This is a genomic window from Paenibacillus sp. J22R232 (assembly GCF_056269165.1).
In genome coordinates, this window is the sequence record NZ_JBWDNK010000001.1 from 989,614 (window position 1) to 1,011,856 (window position 22,243).

A 22,243-nucleotide genomic window follows, 5' to 3' on the forward strand; every position below is an offset into this window, starting at 1 on the left:
TCACGAACTCAGCTCACGGCAAGCTCGATATAGCCCTCTCCATTCGGCTCCCCGCTTCTTCATCACGTTTTCCAAATACTCTTTCCAAACCGAGTCATCCTTCGCTTCATCCTTGACGACGGCGCCAAGCAGTCCAGCGGCTAGATCCTCCTCCGCAACAAGCCCGTCCCCGAAGCTGCTTGCAAGCGCCATGCTATTAATGAGCAAAGAAATTGCTTCTGCCGTAGAAATTGCACCGGAAGGCTGCTTCAGCTTTTCCTTGCCGTCGAGCGTCATGCCGCCGCGCAGTTCCCGAAATATAGTGACGATCTTACGGATTGCCTCCTCCTCCGGAACAGCCTCCCCAAGCCGATAATTGGCTGCGATTTCGCTGACGCGCTTGCGAACGATGGAGACCTCTGTCTCCAAGTCCGACGGAGCCGGTAGTACGACGATGTTAAAGCGGCGCTTCAGGGCAGCCGACATATCGTTGACGCCTCGGTCTCTCGTATTCGCGGTCGCAATGATGGAGAAGCCCCTTTCTGCCGGAACATCCCTGCCCAGCTCCGGGACGGAGATCGTTTTCTCGGATAGGATGGAAATAAGCGCATCCTGAACTTCAGAGGCACAACGGGATATTTCTTCGAATCTCGAAATGCCTCCCGCTTCCATAGCACGGTAGATCGGGCTTTTTACCAGAGCCTCTTCGGTCGGTCCATTTGCCAATAACATCGCGTAATTCCAGGAATACCGAACCTGCTCCTCGCTTGTCCCCGCCGTTCCTTGAATGACTTTGGAGGAATCACCATGAATTGCAGCGGTCAAGTTTTCGGATAACCAGGACTTTGCCGTCCCAGGCTCACCGATCAGCAGCAGCGCGCGATCCGTTAACAAAGTAGCGATTGCGATTTCAACCAGTCGGGTATGCCCAATATATTTGGGAGTAATGGCAACATCGCCTGCTTGACCGCCTATGATGAAAGTGAGCACCGAGCGCGGTGAAAGCTGCCAGCCTGCCGGTTTCTCTCCTTTGTCATGGGCTTTTAACGCATCTAATTCATGGGCGTACAGCAGCTCGGCCGGCTGCCTTAAGATAGTTTGTTTCTTATCCATGATAGAAATTCCGCTCCTTCTTGGTTCTGCTCGAATTCCGCAGGTTTTGAGGCGATATGCTCGGCTAGCTGCTTTAGCTGGTTTTTTCCGTATTCATAAGTGATTTTTTCTGCAATCGTTGATACTTGTTCAGCATACCTGTTTGGAAGCATCGCTACGATAAATTGCGAATCACGATCCAAATAGTAATAGGATTTCTTCGTCGCAAGCTCCAGGGCAGACAGTACTAATTCCGGTGTGTCTCTATGTCCAAGTCTGAATAAAGCATAGAAAATCTGAATCGTGCGCGGCTTCAGCAGCTGCGGTGAAACCTTAGCCTTTTCAAGTAGATAGGCGATCACTTTTTCACTCGGCGTTTTCACTATGCGACATACCAATTCCTCTTCATTCAAATCTATAAAACGATCCACCCACCGCTCGTCCCATGAAAACGACTTGGCTATCTGGTTGTCAAAAGATATCGGGATAAGCGGATTCGCCGCATACTGATGCACGGCTTGAAGAAGATCACTGGCATACTTGCCTTTTTTCGTAGTGAAATATCTTTCATACAAGTTATAAACTTCGACTGAATCATAAATATGTAGAGCGGCTTTTAGTGAATAACCAATAAAGTATGGCTTGTTATCTCTTAACTCGTGAAGGAAGAATAGCGCATTCTTGTCATTGGAGTGCAATAACAAATTCGCGGCTTCGCCGGATAATGATTCTGTCCCTTTGAACTCTAGCTCATTATTGTCCAAGGCTTTCAATAGAAATGCGATAACCGAAGGCTGGTCAGCCCTAGGTTTAAGACCATGCAGGACGCGAGCGAGATTCTCTCGCATACCCATTGCATGGCTATCGGGCACCGATTGTTCAATGAGGGATCGACCATAGTCCAGAAGCTTCTCTGTCAGCGGCACGGAATCACTCACTTGAATGGGCCATAATGCTAGATCAGCATCCTTGCCCATCAACGCTTCCATGAAGCGGTCATCGATTTCAGGCGATGTCCAGCTGGATAATGCGTTCAGCGATGCTTCGCGTATTTCTTTCTTCCTTGAATAAGAAAGCTCAAGCAGCTCCTTCTGGAAATGAGGCGAGCCCGGCATTAACGAAATGGCCGACAACCGAACGGGAAGCGCTGCCTCTTTCGCGACCGATGAGAGCAATGGCCAAAGCTCTTCGGGGTTATCGCTGAGTTTGTAGCGTACAAACAAAATTCTCGCATCGCCACTGTTTCCGTCACGGTTGAATGCTTGATGAAGAATAGGAAGCACCGCTTTGCCTAAGGTTGGGATGACATGCTCCGCAACATAATCGGCAATCTCCGCATAACTGTCACGCAAGGCAAGGACAGCTGGAAGATAGGTTCTCAGATCGGCGAATGAGCCCTCTTCCTTGCCTTGCCTAATGATTTCAAGCCGTCCAGGCCCGCGCAGCGTTAACGCATCCAATAAAGGTTTAAGCTTGCGATAAGTAATCGTTGTACCTGCCTCGCTGCTTTGCGTAGTTCCGACCGGAACTAACTCTCCTGGCGTATCGGTCGAGCTCTGCGTGTGAAGCACTGCTTGAAGCAGCACAGCCAGATCAAGAAGCTTGCCTGCGGCATGTTCCGGCCGTGATTCGGTAGTGCTGCTTACCTCTTCAGCTACCCGTCTGAAGATTGGCGCTTTTTCGCCCAGCAGCTGAAGCTGCGGCAGTGCTCTTTTCAGACGGGTGTCCTCCAATGCCATACTTGCTCCTGCAACCATAAGCCTGCGTACATCATCATGCAGTTCTCGCAATAATGGAATACTCATATTCTGCTCCTTCGACTTCTATTAATAGAATAAACGAATCGTTTCCCTCTCGTTAATAAGAGCTAGCGGCTGTGCTACCAGCTTGCCCTCTGCGATATGATCCTCGAACATCACAAGTACCGCGGTTTCGATCAAGCTTTCCTGATCCAAAAATGGAAGGAGGTCCATCGTCGCATCCTTTAATCGCCTAATCGTTGCAAGCGGCAGCCGATCGCCTTGTCCATCAATAAGGGCATACCCGTTATCTGTATGGGCAAGCTGCGTTGCATGCAGCAGCATAACAGGGTTTTTGTCTGCGAGTGGGCTTTTGAGTTGGTTTTTTACTGTTTTTATCGCAGCTGCAAAGCTTGCCTCTGCGAATGAGCGTACGGCAATTCGGTCGGAAGGTTGAAGCTCTCTCATCATCATTTCTTCCCAACGTACCCGAACGTTCATATCGCCGGGGTAGGCATATAGTTCTTTCGACTGAACGACAAGAAAGCAGCTATCCTCTTCCTTCATATGCTTAGCAGCGCGGAAAGGACGATAGTTTCTGGTAGTAACGATTTCACCGTCATGAAGCTGTACCCAGAAGCCCTCATCTACGTATTCTCCCCTTGCTTCATCCGTAAAGGAATGGAATGATAATTGGATGAGCTCTACGTCGTTTCGAACACGTCCAACCTCCCGCAGCTCGCTAAGCTGCCAAGCATGTCCAATTTTCTCCTCCAGAACCGTAATGGTATCCATCGGTTTATAGGGGTCCTCCAGCCTTGCTTTCAAATGCTCTTTGCTCCGTTTAATTAATCCGTGCAAGTAGGCTAGCTTCTCGGCTGCTTCCGAATAAATAGACTCGATTGACTCAGCGGAGCCTGCCAGAATGAGAATCTCACGTACAGCGGCTTGGAGCCCCGGTACATAATGGTTGCCGAGCTGTTTCGCTTGATCCTCATACATGCGTATGGAACGTTTATCCAATGCCGCGAGACCGGTTTGCACGATTTGCAGAACGAGCTTATGCGCAAGCTCGACACCTTCTAATTGAGCGGCGAGCTTTTTGGCCAACGCATTTTTATTGACCTTCTTCCTGCTCTCCGAGGTTGCGGGAGCGGCTATCGATTCTTTCTTTTTTTCTTCGCGCTTGTCGGCTTTTTCCCGTTTGTCGGCAATATCAGCAGGCAGCTCCTCTAAGGAGAATGGTTTATCAGCTGCATAAGCGTACATCAATCCTAGAATATGCTTGCATGGGAATTGGCGGCTCGGACAGGAGCACCGGAAAACAGGCAGCTCGGGCTTGATGAAATCCGCCGAACAGCTGTAAGCATCCTTTCCGCTGCCTTTGCATTCCCCAAAAAGCAGCGTTCCGTCCTCCGTGCGGCATAATTTTTGGAAACTGCCTTTACGAACGAGATCATTTCCGTTTTTGATTGCTCCCGCGTTCAAAGCGAGTGAATCAATATAAGCTGCTGTTAATTCAGTCATCGTTTCCCTCACCTACTATGTTGTTTTTCAACTAATATTTCCACAAAATATGCTCTGTTTCCTGCTTTTAGGGAGAGATTAAGCATTTCAGAAGATAAAACCGCAATCGCCGTCCTTTGGCGGTGCGGCGCGTCTCATTCCGAGAAATATAGGGAATGTATGGCCTAAGAAAGGATATGTATTCCAATATCATAAAAAAAGCCCAGGCAGCAGCGCCTGGGCTTTGTATTACCATGGAATATCTCCGATTTGATGCATAATCGCGTCAATCTCGGTTATTTCTTGCTGCGTTAACGGTGCACCTTCGAGTGCCTTCACATTTTCTTCGATTTGGCTGACGCGGCTTACGCCGATAAGAGCAGAGGTAACGCCTCCTTCGCGGAGTGCCCATGACAAGGCGAGCTGTGACAAGGTTTGTCCTCTTCCGGCAGCAAAGGCTTCAAGACTGCGAAACTTTTGAACTCTTTGCTCGGTAATCGCTTCAGGCTTCATTGTGCTGCTGGGTAGCTTGGATTCTGCTTCAATTTTATCTACGTATTTATTAGTCAATTGGCCTCTGCCAAGTGGACAGTATGCAATGGAACCAACGCCATGCTCGCTAAGCACTTCCTGCAAACCGTCTTCGATCCAGCGATTGAGCATCGAGTAATTAGGCTGGTGAATGAGGCAAGGCGTTCCAAGCTGCTTCAGAATGGTAACGGCCTCCAATGTTTGCTCTGCGCTGTAATTAGATAATCCGACATATAGCGCTTTTCCTTGTCTTACCGCGTGGTCGAGCGCGCCCATCGTCTCTTCCATCGGTGTTTCCGGGTCTGGGCGGTGAGAATAAAAAATATCTACGTATTCAAGACCCATTCGCGTTAAGCTGCGGTCTAAGCTGGACAACAGATTTTTACGGGAGCCCCATTCGCCGTAAGGCCCTTCCCACATGTAATATCCTGCCTTAGTTGAGATGAGCAGCTCGTCACGGTATGGAATAAGATCCTTTTTGTAAACAGCGCCAAAGGTTTCTTCCGCGGAACCCGCAGGAGGTCCGTAATTGTTCGCAAGGTCGAAATGGTTAATGCCCAGATCAAAAGCTTTCAATATCATTGCCCTTGAATTTTCAATCGGCTGGTTGCCACCAAAGTTTTGCCAAAGCCCTAGAGATATGGCTGGAAGCTTAATTCCGCTTTTTCCGGCCCGCTTGTATTGCATATCGGTATAACGTGATGGATTCGCTGTGTATGGCATCTCATTCAGTCTCCTATTCATCTGGTATTCATTCATGCGAATGACATGCAATGATGTCTGTTCACTTGTTTGCTTGCTTACACAGTATAGTAATAATTAGTTGAGGAAGGAATGTCCACAAGCAAGATTTATATGTCATAATGTAAGTTGTATGAGAACGAGTAACAGGAGCTGAGCAGCATGTGCGAACCAATCGACTTAATCTACTATTATCACGGCAAACAATATTGCGAGCCTAATTACAGCTGGGGACCCGGCGTAAAGGACCATTATAAAATCTTGTTTATTCATGAAGGCAAAGGCAGCTATCTCATTAATGGCATGACGTATCATCTGAAAAAGGGCCAAGGCTTTATGGTTTTCCCGAACGTCATCTGCCAGATGAAGGCGGATGAGCATGACCCATGGGTTTATTCTTGGATCGCCTTTCAAGGGACAAGCGTGGACAGCCTGCTTGCGCAGGTGCATCTCAGCAAAGAGAAGCCTACTTTCACATACGCTCCTGCCTCTTGGTTCGAACCCTGGCTTGATCTTTTATCCAGTGCGGAGGCGCTCGAAAAGAATAGTGAGCTCATATTGCATAGCCTGCTGTTCCGACTATTCCCGGAGTGGATTGATCTGTTAACGGCCCCTCTCCAAGTGGGTTTCCCCCCAAGGCAGAAGGATGAATATGTGCGCAAAGCCGTAGAATTCATTAAAGCCAATTACTATACCAAGATTAGCATCACTGAATTAGCCAAACGAATCGGCATTGATCGTATTTATTTCTCGTCCTTGTTCAAAGAGATCGAGCAGCTTTCGCCACAAATGTACCTGTTGCATTACCGAATGGATAAGGCGTGTGATTTGATGCGTAATCAACAGCTGACAGTCTCCGACATCTCTCATTCCGTAGGCTACGCGGATCCGCTGCTATTTTCCAAAATGTTCAAAAAAGTCAAAGGTGAATCCCCTTCCCACTACCGCCGGAAGCTTATTTAAACAAAGAAAAGAGCCTGTATATACAGGCTCCTTTTTATTTAATGCTATAAATCTTTAACCATCTTAACATGAGGAATGTTCTCTTCCATAAACACGGTTGATGCCACTTCATAGCCTTGTTTTTCATAAAAAGCTGCAGCTTGAACCTGTCCATGCAGTTTAGCTTGTTTGACGCCTTTGTCGCGAGCGATCGCTTCAAGCTCATCCATGATCGCTTTCCCCAGTTTATGCATCCTATGGCTCGCCAGCACACAAATCCGTTCCAGCTTTGCATAGCCGTCAACGATTCTTACGCGACCAGTCCCAACCGGTTCATTGTCGAAATAGACAAGCACATGTTCTGCAGCATCTTCGAACTCGTCAAGCTCTACTTCCTCTGCTACCCCTTGCTCCTTTACGAATACGGTTTTGCGAATGCGAAAGGCTACTTCCAGTTGTTCTTCATTCGTAATGCGTTTGGTTTCCATGTTTCTCTTTCCTTCCCTATCAAAACTCTTTTTCCCTGCCCGCGAGCAGACTATACCTCTTATTATAAAGCATAATGGTTATTAATCAAAAAATACAATCAACTTGATCAGCATAAAAAAACACTATCCAGTGGAATTATAGACCAATATCGGAGCGTTTTTATCATTTTTTTAATGGTATGCTAACATAAGTTGAACCATTAATATAAAAGGCGGGATGAATATTGTCGTACCTATCGATTAGCACTTGGAGTTTGCATCGACTGCTCGGCCCACTGCGTATGACCGCATGGGATTCCGAAACGAACAGCCATACCGTAAAAGAGCAAGAGCAGCCGAAGGTCCTCGATTTGCTGGATTTGCCGAAAGAAGCTGCTGCAAGAGGTTATCAGGCCCTAGAAATTTGCCACTTTCATTTCCCGTCAACGGAAGCCGCTTATTTAGAACAGCTCAAAGCAGCTTTCGAAGAAGCTAATATGAAGTTTGATACACTGCTTCTCGATTATGGCGATTTAACATCCGAGGACGAGAATAAGCGTAAAGCCGATATTCATTACATCAAGAAATGGATCGATATCGCTTCGCTATGCGGCGCAAAGCAAATCAGAGTCGTGGCAGGCGAAGCCTCTCCTACCGACAATGCGGCAATCCGGTTATCTGCTGCAGCCTTGACCGATTTGGCGCTTTACGGACAATCTATTTCGGTTCATGTCATAACAGAAAACTTCAGATTGCTTACTTCAACTGCCGATAGCAGTATCCAAATACTCGAACAAACGAACCATAAGGTTGGTTTCATTACTGATTTCGGGAACTATCACGGAGCAGGGAAAACAGATGAAATCGGCGCAACTACGCCTTTCAGCGTTTCGGTCCACGTGAAGCCATCCTACGATTCAAATGGGATTCCCGATAAAGAAGAACTTATCGGCTATCTTCGTAAAGTTGATTCTACTGGGTTTGATGGTGCATATGTTCTTATTTATGATGGACCGGGAGACATGTGGGAAGGGCTTGACCGAGTGAAATCGATCGTAACGCCATTTGTATTGACAGCGCACTAGCACCCTCCTATACTGAGATAGTGAATATAATGATAATCATTATCGTTTTTTCATATACATAACCATATTTGATTTCATTATGATAAATGAGGAGCAAGCTAATGCCGAATCAAATGGACTTTACGCTGGTCGATATGTTCTTTCATATCTCACCGAAAGGTGCGGAGCATCCGCTGCTCGAGCTTCCGGCTACCGATTTCCGAGACCGGGAGATCGCGTATCAAACTCTCATTACAGCAGGAAATATGGTTCAAGCGACAAGCATTCAATTAGCGGCATCGTTTGTAGGCATATCCTTTTTCAACCTTTGTATCACGAATCTCATTTTTGCCGCTCAATACAACCGGTACTTGGATTTGTCGCTCGATAATTTAACGTACCAGCTTGAATCCCATGACGATCACGCACATCTAGGCTTCAAAATTAAGGAGCTGCGCTGGACTGAGGTTCCCCTTGCCGTCGATGAGCGCAAAGCGTTTCTGGAAGAAGCATTCAGCTCCTCCTTTCAGAGCGAAATCAATGCTATCGTAGAAGCGGTTGCAGTCGGTGCTGACGTGAAATCCGGTATGATTTGGAGCCAAGTCGGTGGGCAAATCAACGAAGTACGTCATTATGTGCTCGAACATATTAAAGATCCTGCTTTAGTCGATGCGTTTTTACGGGATCTGGATGTCATTCTCAGTCTCCCAGCAGAGGTTTTTAACCGCAAGCGCAATCCATTTATCCATAAACCACGTTTTATTGATAACCCTTGGGTTCCTGAAGGCGGCCAGCTCATGCTTCGTTCTTCATGCTGCATGTATGATTGCAGAGTGGATGGCCAAAAATGCTATAATTGTCCGCGAATGCTGCCTGAAGAAAGAGACGAAAGAAGAAAGTTGATTGTAGCCGGCGCGCATTAACAGAAAACGCTTGACGATACCTACACTGTATCTGTCAAGCGTTTTTTTGATTAGTTCATCTTTTGTTACTAAGTTAACATAATTATAATTACGTTATCTATTTTGGAATTGGACTGGTATTTTACTGGATATATTATTCATCGCGCTTCGAAGCTGTTTATTATCGATATGGGTATAAATTTGAGTCGTTTCAATGCTGGCATGTCCAAGCAGCTCCTGGAGCGTGCGTATATCGGTACCGCTGCGAATTTGCATCGTTGCAAAGGAATGACGGAGCTTATGACTGGATATGCGCTTATCCGCAAGAGCAGGCATGGTTAGCTTGAGCTGTTTGATCGTTTCATCTGCAACAGTCTGTATCATCCGGATAGACAGCCTTCGTCCGAATTGCGATACGAAAAAAGGCTGCTCCTTGCCCTGCTTCGATTCTCTGCGGTCTGCGAGCGCTTCGTTCAGCATCTGCCTTAGCGCATCAGGAAGCGGTACGACCCGCCATTTTCTTCCTTTTCCCAAAATATGTATGGATCCGTCCTGCTGCAAATCCTGTACGTTCATTCGGTGAATCTCCCCTACCCTCAGTCCTGCGTAAGCCATCAATAATACGATTGATACATTGCGGATATAATACTTCCCCTTCATTGCTTGCAAGAGTGCTTCCAGCTCATTTTCTTCCAAATATACAGGTATCCGATTTTTCTCCTGTTTTGATTTCGCTATAAGCGCTGCCGGATTGCTATCCATATGCTCCATCTCGATTAACGCTTTGAAAAAAGAGCGCAAGGATGAAAGCTTTCGATTTCGCGCTTCATCCCCTGCTCCCTTCTCTCGGCAAGCAGCCATGTATCGCATAATTTCCATCTTGGAAATTTTTTTGGTTTCGGTAGGATACACCGTCTGAAGAAAAAAGCTTACATCGCTCATGTAGGCACGATGGGTAGATTTCGTCATTCCTTTATTTTTCATCCAAATAGAGAAAAGCTCCATTTCAAGTCCGTAACAGTCGGCAACCTCATGCTGTCCCATTCTCGTTCATTTCCTCCATATATATCCATGATATAGGCGTTATACTAGTCTAGTATATCAGCTTAAAAGTCGATATAAAAGGAAACTGCGTGAAATATGTATTTCACGCAGTTTTTTTAAGTATGTTTTTGCCTAAAACGAACTCAACCAACGAGCTTATGCCCTTGCTTTGTACCCGTGTCAGATTCGTTAAAAAACGTTTAAAGATCGGGCTGCTTTTGGTTTCTCCGCTTTTAGCTCCGATTGCTTAGCCACTACAATCTGCGTTGCAAAGAATATTTTGTTCCTCTTTCGATAGCCAACTCGATATTCATATATATTTCCGGTTTCTTGAGATCTATGCCTGCTGTCATCATGCCGTCTCTTCATTTGTTGGAAATCGTCGATTAATCCATGTTTTCGCCGTATTTGTCCCTTTATAAACCCGTTAATAACCTAATGTAAAAATAATAAAAGCTGGTTATCAGAACTTACCTTCTGATGAACCAGCTTGCTTGAGTTACCGCAAAATAAAAAGAAGAAGGGCTTCCCCTTCTTCTTCATCCAACATCGATTCTTTATCAATGGCTAAGCGCTACGCCTTTGGGCAGAATTTGCTCCACCTGCTCACGCACATAGCTTTCATTCATCTTCTCCCCGAAAATGATGATTGAGCCGCTATCTTCGCGTCTGCGGATCAAACGTCCGATCCCTTGTCTTAAACGCAGCAGCATATACGGCATGTCTACCTGCTCGAAAGGCTGCTCGGCATCGTTCCTCCTCGCGGCGAACAATGGATCGTTCGGAGGGAACGGAAGCTCCCATACGATGACCTGAGAAAGGGATGGTCCCGGAATATCGAGCCCTTCCCAAAGGGTTACCGCACACAAAATGCTAGCTTCGTCATGTTGAAATTGCTCGATCAGATAACTGATTTCGCTGGATCCTTCATAATAGAAGGTAAACGATGCAGCCGCAGCGTGTTTTGCGGACTCAGTCTTAAATTGTTCAAGCTGCTCCATGGACGGGAATAGCAGCAGCGATCTTCCGCCGCTTTTCGTAAGCAAGCGGAAGGTTTCCGCCATCTTTTCATTTATATTCGGCAATAAACCCATATCAGGTGTCGCGACCGTCATCTGCTGCTCATAGTCATAAGGTGAAGGAACGGAGAAGGAAATTGCGCTCTCCATCCCCAGAATATCCATCATATAGTCAAAAGATCCGTTTACCGAAAGCGTGGCAGACGAAAAAATAATCGGCATTTTGCGCGAGAATACCTGCTCCTTCAACACTTCTTTTACCCATTTTGGCATGATGACTAGGGATGTGCCTTCTTTGTCTTCCGATACCCAGCTAATAGGCTTGTCTTCCTTTTTGAAAAGAGAAAGCGCGAATTGGATCATCTCCAAATGCTCTTCAACGATCTTGAGCTGATACGTATCGATTGTATATAAACCGCTCTCGAATACAAGCTCCTCTTCGATGACGGACAGCGTATCCTGCAGGCGGTTAATTTCACGGATAAGCTCAGCGCTCCAAATGATTTCACGACGGTCCGAGGCTTGGACTTTTCGACTATGCTTGTTCATCATTTTGAACAAAAATTCGCTTTGCGTAATCGCGTCCTCGACGGCAACCGCCAAAGATTCACGTATCTCCTCTTGCAGCAGCCGCGTTACGATGCCTTCGAACACCGCATGGTTAAGCTTATAGGTTAACGCTTGCTGTGCTGCCGTTTCCAATAGATGCCCTTCATCAAACACGACAGAACTATGCTCAGGAAGCAATGGGAGCTGGCCTTCGCGCTTGCGGGCCTCATACGTCCATACATGTTCCATATAGAAGTCATGGGAGCAAATAACGACATCTGCCGCTTTGCGGTAATGGTCTCGAGACAACGTCTGACCGCAGCGGTGGCGGACATCGCAGACCAAGCAATCTTGAAACACGTCCCAGCCCAGCTGGTTCCACTGCTCGTCATTTAGGTTCGGATAATCCTTGCGGTTTCCGTACGGGTGGAAGCTCTGCATTGAATCCTGCTTGTGCACAAAGCTTGGTAGCTCGCGGTAGATGCCGTCAAACAGTTCGGCATCATCTTGTCCGGACCGGGCTTGATCCAGCTTTTTCAAGCAAATATACTGATCGGCGGATTTTCCTAAACGGGCATCTATCGTAAGATCCAAGTAACGGGCCAGCTTCGCAATATCCCCTTCCGGCTTTACGAGCTGCTCGATTAACGATTCGTCCGCGCATGCAATAATAGCCGGCTTTCTCGTATATCTTGCATAAGTGATCGCATATAGCAAATATACGAACGTTTTACCGGTTCCGACTCCAGCTTCGGCAAAAATAGTCTGTTTGTCGGCATACGCGCGTTCAAGCTGAAAAGCCATATAAATTTGCTCGTCCCGTATTTCAAAACCAGCCTCGGGGAGCTTTTCGTAAAACACATCTGCGATCCAATCGCTCGCTTGCGAAATAAAAGATTGTTTTGGGTCAAAATCAAACGGATATTTGTTCAAGGTTCGTTTGCCTCCATATAGTAGGCACAGCCGACTGCGTATGAATAAGCAGTCGGCTGTGAAATCTCCTGCACTTAACGTACATTCAAATATAGCATTAGAATGCAAGCATAGTCAAAGTATATATTATCCAAATGAATGGTTATTCTAACCACTTAACCAAATTCGGGGCTTCGTCGAGGATGGATTCATATTGCTCCTTCCAGCCATAGACGGCATCCGGATCCAACAGCTTGTAGCGTTCATATTTGTATATGCGGTCCTGTTGCCTTGCCCACCCCATATGCTTGACACGCAGATCCGAAGTTTTATGCGGTACCGAATAAATATTTTGCGGGAATCTTCCGCAATGCTGCGGAGTTTGCTTCCATTCATAAGGGTAACCTTCGACGTATTTCAATAGAAAAGGCCGATATACAGCATGTGCGTTCCAATAATGATCTTCGCGGTAATGATCCTCTGACCAGAAATCATAGAGCCGGAACATATAAGCATAGGTATGCGGCGTGTTCAGAAGTTCCGGAAGCTCATCCTTGAATTTCTCTTCGAAATACTCATCCGCATCCATATTAAGTATCCACTGCGGCTTCATTCGGATCGTCTCCTGCCATTGCTGCGTCCGAAGCTTAACTTCGTTATGGAATTGAGAGCTTTCATTCTTGATATAGGATAACGGAATGCCTGCAAGGTATTCATGCACGATATCACCGGTATGATCCGTACTTCCATCGTCAATAATGACCGCATGGTCGATATACTCGCGGTGATGTTCAAGTGTTTCACGCAAATACCGATCTGCTTCATTTTTGACTATCATGGAGAGTACAAGCCTAGGGCCGGCATTTGCAATATGAATGATTAAGCCTTTTGCAGGGGCAGGGGTTGGGGCAGGAGTAGGAATAGGAATAGGGGCAACTGCCTCTTCCTCGACTAGCGTTTGCGTTGTTTCCATAAACAGCTTCGCCCTTGCCAGATCCGAATCACGGTAAACGTGAAAGGCTGGGAAATGAGTATCTGCATGCAGTTTAATGCCTAGCGCAGCTGCTCGAATACAGAAGTGCCGATCCTCCCCCCAGATGGACAAATTCGTTATCGTCCGGAACGAAATGGGCTTCTCTAGCGCTGATCGATTAATGAAGGTACACGCGCCTAACCCGCCTACCTCATAAATGCCCGGCTTTCGCAGCATGATGATGAAATTGGCAGCCACTTCCGCGCCGAAACCTTCCTTTATAGTCCCATCGGACTGAAAAGGCCAATAGGTGTCTTTAAGCCAAACCTGTGGGAGCTCCATCGTATTCGGCTGCCATTGCGTCCAGAAAATGGTCGATATGATTTCTTTTTTTGATGAAACTAAAGATTGCAGAGCTTGCGGATGCAGCAGCAGATCCGAATCGATAAGAAATAATCCGTCATAGTGCTGCTCTCTCGCCGTTTGGATCATGTCATCCTTCCAATTCGCTACTTTATCAATGAGATCATTGCTCCAATAATGGGTGAACTCATCTCTAGCGTATGGCGTTATCGAATCGCTTCTTTTCAAGGTGACTTGACTGCCATTCGAATGCTGCTTTGTCATGAAATCGTCTATCAGCTGTGAAGATTCCTCATTATCATTGTCATCAATAAAATAAAAATCGATCGCTAGCGAATCGAATTTCATTCGCTCAAGCGAGGATAAAAAATAACGCAAAATAGCTGGTTTCTGGCGTATCGGACTCCCAATTAAGATTTGCTTCAACATTATGCCTCCTTTATTCCAACGGAATGGGCACAGGAATGATAATCCATATGAGGCATATGCATCTATTATGCGAATTTCTTTTGAATGGAGTGATTTCTTTGATCGCAACGATCCAAAAATGGGACATGAAGGCAATGCTGCTCGGATTATTGCTGCTTTGCTTTTCGGATGCCGCTTTTACGGATATCGGATTACGTTTTTTTCTGATTGAAGAAATGAATCCCATTGTCAAACGCATTTATGAATGGAATATAGTCAGTTATTATGGTGTGAAGCTGTTGCTTCCCCTACTGCTTATTCTTATTTACTATCAATTGAAAAATAGGAAATGGATGAATCCATTCATTCTGGCTACTATGGCGCTTTATTGTTTGGTGAACATTTATCATCTGATTTGGGTCTCTTTCGGCGTTCATGACGGCTGGTTCACCTTGCGGTCTCTTCTATAATGTGCTTTACCTATATTAGGAGACCTGTATAATAGCTTATAGATACTCGCTTATTACAGAGGAGAACAAGGAGTTAATCAGCATGGTAGAAGCTCGGAAGCTATCCACACAGATGTTCGCGAAATATATGATCAAATGGCTGCTGATAGCTGGCACCGTTGGCATACTGTCCGGATCGGCAGCCGCACTTTTCCTAGCTTCCCTCGACTGGGTTACGGACACGCGCAGCAAACAGCCCTGGCTGCTTTGGCTGTTGCCCGCGGGAGGCGCCTTCATCAGCTTTCTCTACTTGAAGTTTGGGAAAGAAGCAGGACGAGGAAATAATTTAATTATTGAACAAATTCACTCCGGAGAAGGATCCATCCCGCTCCGCATGGCTCCGCTCGTTCTCTTCGGAACGCTCGTAACGCATTTGTCCGGAGGTTCGGCTGGTCGCGAAGGGACGGCTGTTCAAATGGGCGGAAGTTTATCCGAATGGTTCGGCAAGCTTATCAGACTGAAGCCTTTGGACCGTAAAATCATTCTCATGTGCGGCATCAGCAGCGGATTTGGAGCTGTATTCGGCACCCCGCTCGCAGGCACTGTTTTCGGCTTGGAGGTGCTCGCCATTGGCGTCATTAGCTATGAAGCGCTGCTTCCTTGTTTTATCGCCGGCTTTGCGGGACATTTGGTTACAAGCGCCTGGGGAATCAAGCATATTCACTATGCAATTGGTGAAATTCCTAACCTCAGCTGGCTGCTCGTTGCAAAGGTATCCTGCGCTGCCGTCTTATTCGGATTAGCCGCGTTTCTCTTCACGCAGCTCACGCGCTCATGCAAACAGCTTTTCAGTGCATGGCTTAAAAATCCGATGATTAAAAGCGCTGTTGGCGGCCTTATCATCATTGTACTGGTCTATGCGCTTGGCACACGCGATTATTTGGGACTTAGCCTCCCGCTCATTCAGCAAGCCTTTCAAGAAGAAGCGTCTCCTCTTGCATTCCTGCTCAAAACGTTTTTTACCGCACTAACGCTTGGGACAGGCTTTCAAGGAGGCGAGGTTACGCCTCTGTTTGTCATCGGCGCCACGCTTGGCAGTGCGCTTGGAGGGCTTCTGCATGTATCCGTTCCCCTGCTGGCAGCGATAGGCTTTGTGTCCGTGTTCAGCGGTGCGGCTAAAACACCTCTTGCATGCTTTATTATGGGCATAGAGCTATTCGGCTCGGAGGCAGCCATTTATCTATTTATGGGATGCGTCATCGCTTTTCTCTGTTCGGGCCGTATTGGAATTTACGAGGCGCAAAAACCGCATGCTTACCCGTTAAACGAATAAAAAATGGCTTGCTCCTTTCTTCGGGAGCAAGCCATTTTTTTAGAAATAAACGATATAGATGACAGCTGCCAGCACGATTCGGTAAATCGCAAACGGCACCAGCTTGATTCGATTGATCAGCTTTAAGAAAAAACGGATTGAAAGCAGAGCGAATATGAATGCGCTTAGGAAGCCAGCAATGAAAAACGGCAATGAATCAAGCGTGAAATACTCCCAGTTTTTCGCCAACGACAGCAAGCTTGCACCTGCCATAATCGGGACCGCCATAATGAAGGTGAAGTCCGCTGCGGCGCGATGGCTCATTCCGAGTAGCACCCCGCCCGAAATCGTTGACCCGGAACGCGAAAAGCCCGGCCATAAGGACAAGCATTGGATCAAGCCAACAGAGAGCGCCTGCTTATACGTAATTTGGTCAACGGTATCGACCTTCGTTTTGGCAGGCCGAAAGCGATCGGCAATAATCATGAATATCGCGCCGATAACAAGGCCAACCAATACGGTTTCAATTGAAAATAAATACTCATCGATATAATCATCGAACAATAAACCGAAAACGCCAGCGGGAATTAGGCCAACGATTACATGCGTAAGCTTTAGCTTGCGTTGAGGCTGGGATGCGTCTTTGGTTTCTGCTTGTGCGCCGCGCCGCAATCCTAGCAAGTCGATAAACCGATTTCGGAAAATGATGACCACTGCGAGAATGGATCCCAGCTGAATGACGATTTTGAACGTATTCGCTACGTATTTCGTCAAATATTGCTCCGATTGGAGCCACATATCATCGACGATAACCATATGTCCCGTCGAGGATACCGGAGCAAACTCCGTCAAACCTTCCACAATACCCAAAATAATCGCTTTTAAAATTGTAAAAAAGTCCATTTGTCGTTGAATCTCCTAACTCTTTTAATTGATAGCATGACGAAATAGAACGGCATGGAACAAATCATAACACAAAACGGACCTTTCCAACAATTCTCGGTATATTTATGCCTCATCCAAAACGTTGACGGTAACCGCATTTCCGGCACAGCTCTTCCACTGCTTCTCGCCTAGAGAACCCATCGTAAAGGTTAGTAGAACGCTCATTTTCGATAATTTCCGAGAAATGGGTTTCGTGGATGTTACCGAGATTAATGACGCCTTCCCCATCCAGGCAGCATGGGATGACCGTACCGTCAATAAGAATTCCTGCTTGGTTGCGAAGCGCATGGCAAAATCCCTTCCCGTTATACTCCGGCTCTTTCAGATCTGGCCATTTAAATTCAGGATCTTGATTTAAGTAGATACGTTCCGCGATTTTGACGCCAGAGCCCGGAATGAATTTTTCTTCGATATTATAGTCCAGATTGAAAGCCTTCTCGATCATGCCGAGCAGTTCGCGGTTTTTATTTTTCTGCTGGTTCGTTTCGTTGTCCATTTCCAAATTCCACAGCCGGAAAGATATTATAATATTGCTGGCTGCGACCGCTTCCTTCACGAAGGATAAAATTTCGGCAAGATAACCTTCCTTGTTCGTAGAGCCCGCATGCCCGTCAAAGCTGTGCAGCGAGAAATTAATTTGGCGCAATGCAGGTTTATTGAGCAGCTTTTCTTTGTTTTTAGTAATCAGTGTACCATTGGAAGTGATGTTCACTTTGAAACCCATCTCATGGCTAATATCGAGCAGCTCATCCATTTTGGGATGCAGCATCGGTTCACCCTTCACATGGAAATAAATGTAGTCGGTATGAGGCTTTATCTGTTCTAGCGTCTTTCTGAAATCCTCAACTTTTATAAAGCCCTTTGCGCGCAAAGTCGGCGGGCAAAAGCTGCATGATAGGTTGCATATGCTTGTTGTCTCAATATAAAATTTCTTGAACTTTTTCATGGGGTTTATGCTCCGTTTCCTTCGGACTCAGCAGCCTGAGTCTTGTCAGCCTGAATTTACTTATCTAGTCTACCGCTATTATACAACGCCTTGCAAGCAAGTGACAAAAAGGAATAGCAGGCCGCCGCCTGCTATTCCCTTCTTTCCTCTCGTATTGGCCTTATCCCCACCGGTGCGGCTTCAGGCTTTAGCTTGATAAATTCGGCATGAAACGAACCTTTATACTGAAACAGCGAGCCTAGCCATGGATGGCGGACATCCACCGTGATTTGATAGCAGCCCTCGGCGTCATCATACCACTCATGTACTTCCGCAGCTCCTGTAAGCCATTTCGGAAATCCAAATTGCAGCAGCCCTTCATAAAAGCGCTGATCGCCGGAGCGAATTCGAATTCCCCCAATCGATGAAACGGTAAGCTTCAGATCCACTGCCAAATGCTGCTTGTTGCCCAAATAATCAACGATCTTTTTCCGTTCCCGGCTAAAGATCATCGTCGCGTCGAAATGCCTAATTTGACGGCGAAATTGGAATTTTCGTATCCATGTAACCGTTTCTCTGCCATATTGATCGACGTATGCATAGTTTTCAATCGTAAACGGTATGTTTGAACCGCCTTGCGGAAACATAATATGTCGGGCTGTTCCAATAAGTAGCGGAATAGCAACGGCTTTATTGTACCAGATCTGCTGCATAACACCGTGCCCGATTGAAGCGGTTTCGCTAATACTATTAAATCCAAAACGCTGCTGAATGCGCGGATGGAGCCTCCGAAAGTCAGAGCCGAGTGCTTGTTCATAGATCGAACTCATTCTTATACACTTCCTTTTCGCTGCCTTTTTTTTTTTTCTTTTGCAACGCCTTGGCTGTGGGAGATGCCTGCTGCTCCAAATCGCAATTAAGCTTAATCCGATCATAGGCGCCGCCAAAGTAACCGGATTAAACGGCATTGACATAAGTTCCGGTGCAGCTGCAAGCAACGGAAGAGTCAGCAATAGCAATAAAAGAACCTGAATATAGTACGTCCATTTATTCCTATGCCAGTAGACGGTCATGAGTCCGATCACGATTTCAGTGATGCCTATCGCATGTATTATTGTGATTTCTTGGCCTTCAAACAAACCCAGTGCTCGCATTAGCGTTAATTCTCCCGCTGCAGGAAAGAGCAGCTTTGGAACCAATCCTTCAAAGCACCAAAGCAGCATCAGGAGAAAAACGCTCAAATAATGAATGAGCGCTCTTTCCGCAACGATGGATGGGGGAATTTTCTCCTCCAGCCAAATGCGCAGACGGTCAAAGCTCCATGCCGTTGCATAACCGAACGCGGGGCGAAACATGAGGCGGTCAATGAAGCTTCCGACGGCTCCGAATCTCGTTTTATAATCAAATCTGGTACTGAACGTTACCCTTCCATTGTTCTCTTTATATTTCCAGTAGCCGCCACCCACAGAAATGAGTGAAATGGGCTGCGAGGATGAGAACAATAAGGTGGAAAGACGATCTTTCTTTTGATCGTGAGTTTGGCTGCTTGTTTCTCCCAAGCCTTTAATATTCAAACCAAATCCGATTCTAGTGGTGTAACGGAACATTTGCTTCGTTGCATTTCCGCTCCGGGGAAGGTATTCGATTTCGGAAAACCTTAAATCCCATTGCTCATGAAGCTGTGGTATTTGCGTATGTCTCCACAATTCATCCAATGAAGCGTGAATATCAAGTTCTACATAGACCGGTTTGCTTCTCATGTCGAACCAGCCTCCTCGCACGCCGCATATACGCCATCTTGAACAAATCTTCCCATTAGCTCCGGCGTCGGTATAAGGCATGTATCCGATCTTCCAAAGTAACGGAATCGGTTGCGAGCTATGCCATCATACATTCGGTTTCGCAGCGTTTGCGGAACTGCGATGAACAGGTAGCAGAGGCTCCACGAGCGGCTAAGCCTGCGTAATACACGTAAAGCCGCATCCGATTTCGTGAAATATTGGCCATTATGAATCATGACGAACGTATCTAAATCCTTAAGAGGCAGGTTTCCTGCTCGCAGCAGCTTTTGCCCTGCACGGGACTGTAATGCTGCAAAACGAAATTGTTGCCTTCTATCATGCTTGGCTACGAACCGAGTAATGGAATTGCATAATAGGCATTGTCCGTCTATGAGAAGAATGATTGGCATGGCTACATCAATCAAAGCTGTTTCCATCTGTACCCCGTCCTCTCTGCTTATATTGTATCGACTTTACCGTGTATTCCGGCAGTGCCATCTTTTTTAGTACGACAAACAGGGTGGTACTACGTTTCGTAGTACCACCCTGTTTGAAAACCTGTTTTTAATCTTCCTACTCATCTTTCTGGAAGAGCCCTCTTCGCCTAACCTTCTCAACAGCCTCCTTGCTGCTGCGGACGCCGAATTTTTTCAACATTTTATTCACTTGGTTTTTGAGTGTGCTCTCTGCCTTGTAAAGCCTCTTCTCGATTTGCGACTGCGTGTAGCCAGCTTCTATAAGCTCGAATACTTCACGTTCCGCATGTGTGAGCAGCTGCAGCTGCTCCTCGCGCTTCAGACGAGCCAGCTCTTTGAGCAAAGCTTCCATCGGGGCAGGATGATGAATCGCGCCTCGTATGGCTTGCGGCAATTCCCGGTAACGGGTTTTCTCCAAATACTGTACGGCACCAGCCGTAAATGCTTGTGTCATTGATCGCTCGTCATTTACCGAAGTTAACATGATTAGCTTAGCTTGTGTATGCTCATGCATTAATATCGCAGTTTGAATACCGTCATATTCGCTTCCTTCAAGCTGGATATCCATCAGGACAACATCTATAGGTATGGACTTGGCAATGTGAAGCGCATCTGTTGAATTTGTTGCCGTACCGACTATAAGCAGGTCAGTTTCACGGTTTAAGAAGGAAGACAACGCTTTTATCCAGTCCTCGTCATCCTCGACAATAAATACTTTTATCGGGCTCATTCAGATGAACCTCCTTTATAAACCTCAATTACTTTCCGCTTTGGCCAAATAATAGCGGCCCTCGTTCCTTCTCCGGCTTTGCTTGACAGCGTGACCTTGGCACCGCTTTTGTTAATCACATTGTATACATAGGATAGTCCCAGCCCGAAATTTCTGCTGCTTTTGCCGCTGCTGAAAAACGGATCAAATACCTGTCCAAGCAGCTCCTCCGATATGCCTATGCCGCTGTCTTGTACGGAGAGCTCAATGCCATGCTTATGATCTGACAAGTTTACGCTAATGATGCCGCCTGCCTGCATGGCTTCGGCTGCATTCCGCAACAGATTGCCGATTGCCTCGCTTACGTGTGTAGGATCGCAAAGGATCACGGGTATTACTGTATGTTCGGCATGCAAAATAATGTTTTGCCTCAGCAGCAATGCTTCATGCTGCTTGAGCGTATTTTCAACTAAACAAGCTAACGAAACAGACTCCTCTTTCAATACAATGTCTTTGATTTGGCTATGAATTCTTTCCATCATAGCCAGCATATGATTCGAGGCGTTCCTAATAATTTGGATATGCTGCTTAGATTGCTCATTCAAATCAGGCAACGAGCTTTGCAAGTTTTCAGAGCTAATCGCAATCTTTCCGATTTCGTTCTTAATCGTGTGATTGAGCATCGATGCTCCAGAGCTTACCGCACGCATTTTGCCCTCCATCGGATCATGCTCTATGCGCAGCCTCACGCCAAGCACCCCATACATAAACGTGCATAGCAGCGCGACAACAAGCGAATAGATAATAAACACCGAAATGTAATTAAAAAATTCGAACGCAGGCGATATCACTTTGGCAACATAAATGAAAAATAATACGGCTAGTAATGTCGGTACAACGATAACAGCCGTAATAAATCGGTTCCGTCTTAACCGTGAATCTCGTTCTTTCCAGAACGAAATAACCAATAAATAACAGGAAACGAGATAATACGGAGCACTCCAAAACAAAAGCAGGTTAAAGAACCATTGTTGATCGTTTGAAAGGTATGTATATACGAGCATTAATATGATGGGCAGAACAGCGTATACCTTGAACATGCCTTTTCTACCGAGCAATTTTGTTCTATTCGCATAAACAAGACTAAAAATAAGAACGCAATATGGCGTAACCGTATAATTTAGAAATTGCAGTCCATATGCGGTTTGGGAATAACCGCTTTCATCCAATCTTGATGCAAGCCCTCCAATTGAAGCAGCAAGCAAGAAATAAGCGGCCCATCGATTCGACTCGCTCATCGGTCGGTTTGCGAAAACAATTGCGCTAGCGGTAAATAGTGCGATGAAATAAAAGAGCATGTTTCCATACCTTCCTATCATAATTTGCTATATCTATCCTAACATAATGAGAGGCGC

The 22,243-nt window shown here is 46.2% G+C and carries 19 protein-coding genes; 5 read left to right on the forward strand and 14 right to left on the reverse strand.

Features of this window, described 5'->3' with window-relative positions; genetic code table 11:
• The 4 genes from AC0YN3_RS04585 to AC0YN3_RS04600 all read right to left on the reverse strand — a co-directional run bounded on the left by AC0YN3_RS04585 (window position 1) and on the right by AC0YN3_RS04600 (window position 5,570).
• On the reverse strand, window positions 1–1,092 hold the full coding sequence (locus AC0YN3_RS04585) for an ATP-binding protein (protein ID WP_475773905.1): 1,092 nt from the start codon (window positions 1,090–1,092) through the stop codon (window positions 1–3).
• Window positions 1,068–2,876, reverse strand: coding sequence for a hypothetical protein (locus tag AC0YN3_RS04590; protein WP_475773906.1), 1,809 nt, complete (start codon window positions 2,874–2,876; stop codon window positions 1,068–1,070). The genes AC0YN3_RS04585 and AC0YN3_RS04590 overlap by 25 nt, the downstream gene beginning before the upstream one ends.
• A 21-nt stretch (window positions 2,877–2,897) precedes the next feature.
• A complete protein-coding gene (locus AC0YN3_RS04595; RefSeq protein ID WP_475773907.1) occupies window positions 2,898–4,337 on the reverse strand; it encodes an SWIM zinc finger family protein in 1,440 nt (479 codons plus the stop codon).
• A gap of 228 nt (window positions 4,338–4,565) precedes the next feature.
• Entirely contained in the window at window positions 4,566–5,570 is a 1,005-nt protein-coding gene (locus AC0YN3_RS04600; protein ID WP_475773908.1) for an aldo/keto reductase, read from the reverse strand.
• A gap of 180 nt (window positions 5,571–5,750) precedes the next feature.
• On the opposite strand from AC0YN3_RS04600, the gene AC0YN3_RS04605 reads away from it, so the two are divergent.
• The gene (locus AC0YN3_RS04605) at window positions 5,751–6,551 is read left to right on the forward strand and encodes an AraC family transcriptional regulator (protein ID WP_475773909.1); all 801 of its coding nucleotides are present in this window, start codon (window positions 5,751–5,753) and stop codon (window positions 6,549–6,551) included.
• Between the two features lie 44 nt (window positions 6,552–6,595).
• Here the strand turns inward: AC0YN3_RS04605 and AC0YN3_RS04610 are convergent, their stop codons facing one another.
• Complete coding sequence (locus tag AC0YN3_RS04610) at window positions 6,596–7,018, reverse strand: GNAT family N-acetyltransferase (protein WP_475773910.1); 423 nt, start codon at window positions 7,016–7,018, stop codon at window positions 6,596–6,598.
• Window positions 7,019–7,242: 224 nt separating this feature from the next.
• Between AC0YN3_RS04610 and AC0YN3_RS04615 the strand changes: the two genes are divergently transcribed.
• A complete protein-coding gene (locus tag AC0YN3_RS04615; protein WP_475773911.1) occupies window positions 7,243–8,082 on the forward strand; it encodes a sugar phosphate isomerase/epimerase family protein in 840 nt (279 codons plus the stop codon).
• 101 nt (window positions 8,083–8,183) lie between these two features.
• Window positions 8,184–8,984 (forward strand): hypothetical protein, encoded by an 801-nt coding sequence (locus AC0YN3_RS04620; RefSeq protein WP_475773912.1) that lies wholly within the window; start codon window positions 8,184–8,186, stop codon window positions 8,982–8,984.
• Between the two features lie 93 nt (window positions 8,985–9,077).
• Here the strand turns inward: AC0YN3_RS04620 and AC0YN3_RS04625 are convergent, their stop codons facing one another.
• The 3 genes from AC0YN3_RS04625 to AC0YN3_RS04635 form a co-directional block, all read right to left on the reverse strand.
• Window positions 9,078–10,007 carry a tyrosine-type recombinase/integrase gene (locus AC0YN3_RS04625; RefSeq protein WP_475773913.1) on the reverse strand — a complete coding sequence of 310 codons (930 nt, stop codon included), beginning with the start codon at window positions 10,005–10,007 and terminating at the stop codon, window positions 9,078–9,080.
• 560 nt (window positions 10,008–10,567) lie between these two features.
• Window positions 10,568–12,508 carry an ATP-dependent DNA helicase gene (locus AC0YN3_RS04630; RefSeq protein ID WP_475773914.1) on the reverse strand — a complete coding sequence of 647 codons (1,941 nt, stop codon included), beginning with the start codon at window positions 12,506–12,508 and terminating at the stop codon, window positions 10,568–10,570.
• Window positions 12,509–12,650: 142 nt separating this feature from the next.
• On the reverse strand, window positions 12,651–14,252 hold the full coding sequence (locus AC0YN3_RS04635; RefSeq protein ID WP_475773915.1) for a glycosyltransferase: 1,602 nt from the start codon (window positions 14,250–14,252) through the stop codon (window positions 12,651–12,653).
• Window positions 14,253–14,350: 98 nt separating this feature from the next.
• Between AC0YN3_RS04635 and AC0YN3_RS04640 the strand changes: the two genes are divergently transcribed.
• A complete protein-coding gene (locus AC0YN3_RS04640; protein WP_475773916.1) occupies window positions 14,351–14,701 on the forward strand; it encodes a DUF5658 family protein in 351 nt (116 codons plus the stop codon).
• 82 nt (window positions 14,702–14,783) lie between these two features.
• On the forward strand, window positions 14,784–16,013 hold the full coding sequence (locus tag AC0YN3_RS04645; protein ID WP_475773917.1) for a voltage-gated chloride channel family protein: 1,230 nt from the start codon (window positions 14,784–14,786) through the stop codon (window positions 16,011–16,013).
• A 39-nt stretch (window positions 16,014–16,052) separates the two neighbouring features.
• Here the strand turns inward: AC0YN3_RS04645 and AC0YN3_RS04650 are convergent, their stop codons facing one another.
• The 6 genes from AC0YN3_RS04650 to AC0YN3_RS04675 form a co-directional block, all read right to left on the reverse strand.
• Window positions 16,053–16,895, reverse strand: coding sequence for an undecaprenyl-diphosphate phosphatase (locus tag AC0YN3_RS04650; RefSeq protein ID WP_475773918.1), 843 nt, complete (start codon window positions 16,893–16,895; stop codon window positions 16,053–16,055).
• A 112-nt stretch (window positions 16,896–17,007) separates the two neighbouring features.
• On the reverse strand, window positions 17,008–17,883 hold the full coding sequence (locus tag AC0YN3_RS04655; RefSeq protein WP_475773919.1) for a radical SAM/SPASM domain-containing protein: 876 nt from the start codon (window positions 17,881–17,883) through the stop codon (window positions 17,008–17,010).
• A gap of 131 nt (window positions 17,884–18,014) precedes the next feature.
• Window positions 18,015–19,622, reverse strand: a complete 1,608-nt coding sequence (locus AC0YN3_RS04660; protein WP_475773920.1) for a DUF4166 domain-containing protein — start codon at window positions 19,620–19,622, stop codon at window positions 18,015–18,017.
• Window positions 19,619–20,080: a thiol-disulfide oxidoreductase DCC family protein gene (locus tag AC0YN3_RS04665; protein ID WP_475773921.1), complete on the reverse strand. Its 462-nt coding sequence runs from the start codon at window positions 20,078–20,080 to the stop codon at window positions 19,619–19,621. Before AC0YN3_RS04665 ends, AC0YN3_RS04660 begins: the two co-directional genes overlap by 4 nt.
• Before the next feature lie 136 nt (window positions 20,081–20,216).
• Window positions 20,217–20,849, reverse strand: a complete 633-nt coding sequence (locus AC0YN3_RS04670; RefSeq protein WP_475773922.1) for a response regulator transcription factor — start codon at window positions 20,847–20,849, stop codon at window positions 20,217–20,219.
• The gene (locus tag AC0YN3_RS04675; protein ID WP_475773923.1) at window positions 20,846–22,186 is read right to left on the reverse strand and encodes a sensor histidine kinase; all 1,341 of its coding nucleotides are present in this window, start codon (window positions 22,184–22,186) and stop codon (window positions 20,846–20,848) included. The genes AC0YN3_RS04670 and AC0YN3_RS04675 overlap by 4 nt, the downstream gene beginning before the upstream one ends.
• Window positions 22,187–22,243: the final 57 nt, after the last annotated feature.